Source organism: Archangium sp. (assembly GCF_036388035.1).
Classification (GTDB): Bacteria; Myxococcota; Myxococcia; order Myxococcales; family Myxococcaceae; genus Archangium.
Genome location: NZ_DASVSO010001019.1, coordinates 1 through 4,623 on the forward strand (window position 1 = coordinate 1; position 4,623 = coordinate 4,623).

Consider the following 4,623-nt stretch of genomic DNA (forward strand, 5'->3'; position numbering starts at 1 on the left):
CGGAATCGCGTCCGAGCTGAACACGTCCAGCGCGAGCACATCGAAGCCCTGCGGCTCACCCCGCTCCAATTCCCGCTCCAGCGAGATGCGCGCGTCGCCCTCCACCACCTCCACCTGGGCCGGGGTGTCACGCAGATAGCTGAAGTAGCCCCCCTCGCCCCGGGCCAGCGCGATGACGGCCGGGTTGATTTCATAGAAGCGCACCGAGTCGCCGGCCCTCGCGAGCGCGGCGCTCGTGCCCACCCCCAGTCCCAGCACGCCAAGGCGCAGGCCCGAGGGTTGACCCGTGGCCTCACGCCGCCGCCGTTGCTCGGCGATGGCCAGGCCCAGGCCGCTGTCCGGGGTGAAGTAGGCCGTGGGCCTGTCGCGGCGCGAGGGCTCGGCGAGCTGCATGCCGTGGGTGATGGCACCGTGCTTGAGCGCGAAGCGGTGCCGGTCCGGATCGCCCACGCCGTGCTCGAGCACCTGCACCACGCCGAAGAAGTTGCGCGCCGTCACCCGCACCTCGCGCCGGATGTCCAGCAGCGACACCCCCATCCCCATCACCCCGGAGGCGAGCAGGAACACGGCCAGCAGCCGCCCCATCCGCCCCAGCGCCCCTTCGTCGGAGGAGGGCGACAGCAGCGGCACCAGCGCCACGAGGCAGCAGGCGGCGAGCCCCAGCGGGTACTCCACGTAGGTGTCGAAGACGCGCGGAGCCAGCAGTCCGACGAACACGCCCCCGAGCACGCCGCCCGCGGACACCTGGAGGTAGAAGGCGCTGAGGTGGCGAGGCGCCGGTCGCAGGCGGTACAGCTCGCCGTGGCACACCATGCAGCCGGCCAGCAGCGCGCCGCCATACGCCAGGAGCTGGAAGGGCAGCGGGCAGTGAGGCCCCACGAAGCTGACCCCCAGCACGGCGCCCACCGAGGCGATGAGCAGGGGCACCCAGACGGCGCGGTGGTAGAGGCGCTCGCGCTCGAAGGCGAGGATGAAGGTGAGCAGGTAGAGCGCCAGGGGCAGTACCCAGAGGAAGGGCCCCGCCGCCACGTCCCGCGAGAGCTGGTTCGTCGTGGCCAACAGCAGCACCGACGCGCAGGCGCTCAGCCCGAGCCACGCCACCGGGTACCCGGGGCCCGGCCGCTCTGACTCCCCGGTGGTGCCTCCGGCCCCGTCCGTGGCCCGCTGGGGCGCGGAAGCCTCCGCCCGCTTCCACACATCCCACGCGCACGCGGCGCACCCGGCGGCGAAGAGCAGGAATCCCACGCCCCAGGCCCGACCCTGCGCCGCGCGGGACAGGGCGGGCTCGATGAGGAAGGGGTAGCTCAGCAGCGAGAGCAGCGAGCCGGCGTTGGACAGGGCGTAGAGGCGGTAGGGCGACAGCCCCGGCCGGGCGCGACTGAACCAGCCCTGCAGCAGGGGCGCGGTGGTGGACAGCACGAAGAAGGGCAGCCCGAGGGTGACGGCCAGCATCGCGAGCAGCCGCCCGGTGAGCTCCCCGGTTCCGGTGGGGCGCCACTCCGGCCCGGGGGCCACGGGAGAGCCCGTCAGCAGCGCGCGCGCCACGAGCACCCCCACCGCGAGTGAGAGCAGTCCCAGGTGCACCTGGACCTGGCGCCGGGGCGTCAGGCGCGTCGCGCTCGCGTGCGCGTAGGCGTAGCCCGCGAGGAGCGCGCCCTGGAAGAAGACCATGCACGTCGTCCACACGGCCGGCGTGCCTCCGAACCAGGGGAGCGCGAAGCGGCCCGCCAGCGGCTGGACGCCGAAGAGGAGGAAGGCACTGGCGAAGAGGGTGAAGGCGTAGCGGGCCATGCGGCGGGCGGGGCCACGAGTATAGTCCCGTGGAGCATATGTGGAGCGTCAGGCTCCACGCCCGGAGGAAGACGAGTGACCCGACCCTACAAGCCAGAAGGTTATCCGAGCGTCTCGGCCTACGTGATGGTGGACGGCGCCCAGCGCGTGATTGATTTCTTGAAGAAGACCTTCGACGCCCAGGAGCTGCGCCGCTACGACCAACCGGATGGTTCGATCATGCACGTCGAGGTGCGAATCGACGACACGGTGGTGATGCTCTCCGATGGCGGAGGCCAGTTTCCGGCGTTCCCCATCTGGCTCCATGTCTACGTGCCGGACGTGGATGAGACCTACCGGCGCGCCCTGGCCGCGGGCGGCGTCTCCGTGCAGGAGCCGCAGCAGAAGGGCGACCCGGACCGTCGAGGGGGCGTGAAGGATCCCTCGGGCAACACCTGGTGGATCTCCACCCAGGTCGGCTGAGCGTGGCCACCTGGAGGGCGGTGGCCGCGGGAGACAGCCACGCCTGTGCGCTCAAGGCGGACGGACGGGCCTTCTGCTGGGGCAGCGGCGAGCTCGGGGCGTTGGGCACGGGCAAGCTCGAGGAGGCGCTCACGCCGGTGGCCGTCGCGGGAGACCACTCCTTCAAGGTCATCGCGGCGGACTCGTTCGGCACCTGCGGCATCGACCAGGGCGGTGCGCTCTGGTGTTGGGGCATCAACCACAGTGGAGGGTTTCCCTTCGGCGAGGCCGGACCGTTCGGCAAGGTGCTCGAGCCCACCCGCGTGCAGGCGGAGGTCTCCTGGAAGCAGGTGGTGCTCGGAGGGCACTCGGGCTGTGCGCTGAGCCACGAGGGCGAGCTCTACTGCTGGCAGGATCGGGAGTTGGCCACTCCTCGCGGGGGCGAACGCGACTGGACGGGAAGGCCCGAGCTCGCCACGAGCGGCGACGGCCTGACCTCCGTTTGCGAGAGCGGCGATCACGCCTGCATCACCACCGATGAGGGAGAGGTGCTGTGCTCCGGCGATGATGCCGAAGGACAGCTGGGAGACGGCTCCTCGGGCGGCGGCGGCGGGGACTGAAGCCCGCTGTCAGGGGGAGGCGCCCGTCGGGGAGGCGTCCCCCAGCCACATGAGGGTGGCCAGCCAGGCCGCGGCCCCCTCGGGGTCCGTCTCCTCGTAGTGCGCCTCGCGCAGGGAGAGCACCCGCCAGCCGGAGCCGAAGGCGGCCCGCAGTGCCTCGGGGGAGATGGCCCGGGGCCCCTCGCGGAAGTAGAGGGCGTGGTAGCGCCCCCCGGGCCTCAGCACGCTCGCGAGACTGGCGGCGAAGGTGGGCCGGGTCGCCGGCTCGAAGACGTGGAGCAGCGCCGAGTCGATGATGGTGTCGAAGCGCCGGCCGAGCTCGGCCAGCCGCAGCGCGTTGCCCACGTTCAGGTCCACCGCGAGCCCTCGCGCTCGCGCCTGCTCGCGCGCCCGGGAGATGGCGGGCTCCATCATGTCCACGCCGCTCACCCGCAGGCCCTGGGCGGCCAGGAAGAGGGCGTTCTCCGCGAAGCCGCAGCCCACGTCGAGCACGTCGCCCACGATCTCCCCCGCCTTCCACAGCTCGATGATGGCGCGCTGCGGGCGCCGGATGTCCCAGGGGGCTCCCTGCGCGTAGGCGGACTGGAAGAACGTGCGCCGCACCTCGTCCACCTCGGGCTTGTCGTGCACCGTGCTCATGCGCTCACCTCTTCGGGAAGGGGCCCCGTGCGGCTGCGGACGGGGCGCGGGTGCGGGAGGATGCGGACGCCCACCGGTTGCAGGGCGAGCGCCGGGCGGGGCTTCACCACACAGCCCGGTGCCAGCTCCAAGCGGAAGCGTCTCGCCACGCACGCGGTGATGAGCACCAGCTCCAGCATCGCCAGCGGCGCGCCGATGCACAGCCGCGGGCCGCCGCCGAAGGGGAACCACGCGTACTTGGGGAGCTGCTTGATGGACTCGGCCAGCCAGCGCTCGGGCCGGAACGCCTCCGGCTCCTCGTAGTAGCGCGGGTCTCGGTGCGTCACCCACTGGCTGATGCCCAGGGTAGTGCCCGCCGGCACGTGGAAGCCGCCGAGCTCGCAGTCGCGAAGGGCCTCGCGGCTGGTGATCCACGCGGGCGAGTAGAGCCGCAGGGACTCCTTCACCACCGCCTCCGTATAGCGCAGGCGGGGCAGGTCCTCCGCCTGGGGGGCGCGGCCGTCCAGCACCTCGTCCAGCTCGGCCACCAGCCGCGCCTGGACCTCGGGGTGCTGGGCCAGGAGGTAGGACGTCCACACGAGCCCGTCCGCGGTCGTCCCATGGCCGGACATGATCATCGTCGCCAGCTCGTCGCGCAGCTGCTCCTCGGACAGGGGCTGCTCGGCGGACAGGAGGATGCCGAGCAGATCCCGCGGCTCACCGGGGCGCTCGCGGTAGCGGCGGACGATGCCGGCGAGCACCGTGTCGAGCCTGCGCAGGGACAGGCGCAGGCGCACGTTGGTGGGCGTGGGCAACCACATGGGGAAGCGGAACGGGCTGCCGGTGAGACGCATGATGGCGTCCACCGCGGCGGCCACATGCCGCGCCTCGTCGTTGATGGGCGCGTGGAAGAGGAAGCGGCTGACGATGTCGAGCGACAGCTCGGACATGTCCCCGTGGATGTCTCGGGGCTCACCGGGGCGCCAGGAGTCCAGCAGGTGCTCGGTGAGGGAGATGACCTTCTCGCCGCAGGCCGTCACGTACTTGCGATGGAACGCGGGCTGGACGAACCGGCGCTTGCGCAGCCAGTCCTCGCCCTCGCTGTTCATCATCGCCTGGGGAAAACCGCCCTGCGAGCGCTTGCGCGCCTCGT

At 72.0% G+C, this 4,623-nt stretch carries 5 protein-coding genes; 2 read left to right on the forward strand and 3 right to left on the reverse strand.

The genetic code is table 11. The features are described from left to right. Positions 1–1,791 (reverse strand): ferrichrome ABC transporter permease (locus VF697_RS41975; RefSeq protein WP_331104178.1); only part of this gene is annotated, 1,791 nt, incomplete at its 3' end. Between the two features lie 75 nt (positions 1,792–1,866). Between VF697_RS41975 and VF697_RS41980 the strand changes: the two genes are divergently transcribed. Continuing rightward, positions 1,867–2,253: a VOC family protein gene (locus VF697_RS41980; protein ID WP_331104180.1), complete on the forward strand. Its 387-nt coding sequence runs from the start codon at positions 1,867–1,869 to the stop codon at positions 2,251–2,253. 2 nt (positions 2,254–2,255) lie between these two features. Then, the gene (locus VF697_RS41985) at positions 2,256–2,852 is read left to right on the forward strand and encodes a hypothetical protein (RefSeq protein ID WP_331104181.1); all 597 of its coding nucleotides are present in this window, start codon (positions 2,256–2,258) and stop codon (positions 2,850–2,852) included. Between the two features lie 9 nt (positions 2,853–2,861). Here VF697_RS41985 and VF697_RS41990 read toward each other — a convergent pair whose 3' ends face one another. Continuing rightward, on the reverse strand, positions 2,862–3,491 hold the full coding sequence (locus tag VF697_RS41990; protein WP_331104183.1) for a class I SAM-dependent methyltransferase: 630 nt from the start codon (positions 3,489–3,491) through the stop codon (positions 2,862–2,864). Beyond that, a partial coding sequence (locus VF697_RS41995; protein WP_331104184.1) for a cytochrome P450 occupies positions 3,488–4,623 on the reverse strand: 1,136 nt, incomplete at its 5' end. The genes VF697_RS41995 and VF697_RS41990, both read right to left, overlap by 4 nt.

Coding starts and splice junctions, on each gene's coding strand:
- VF697_RS41990 (WP_331104183.1), bottom strand. CDS start 3,491: ATGAGCACGGTGCACGACAAGCCCGAGGTGGACGAGGTGCGGCGCACG.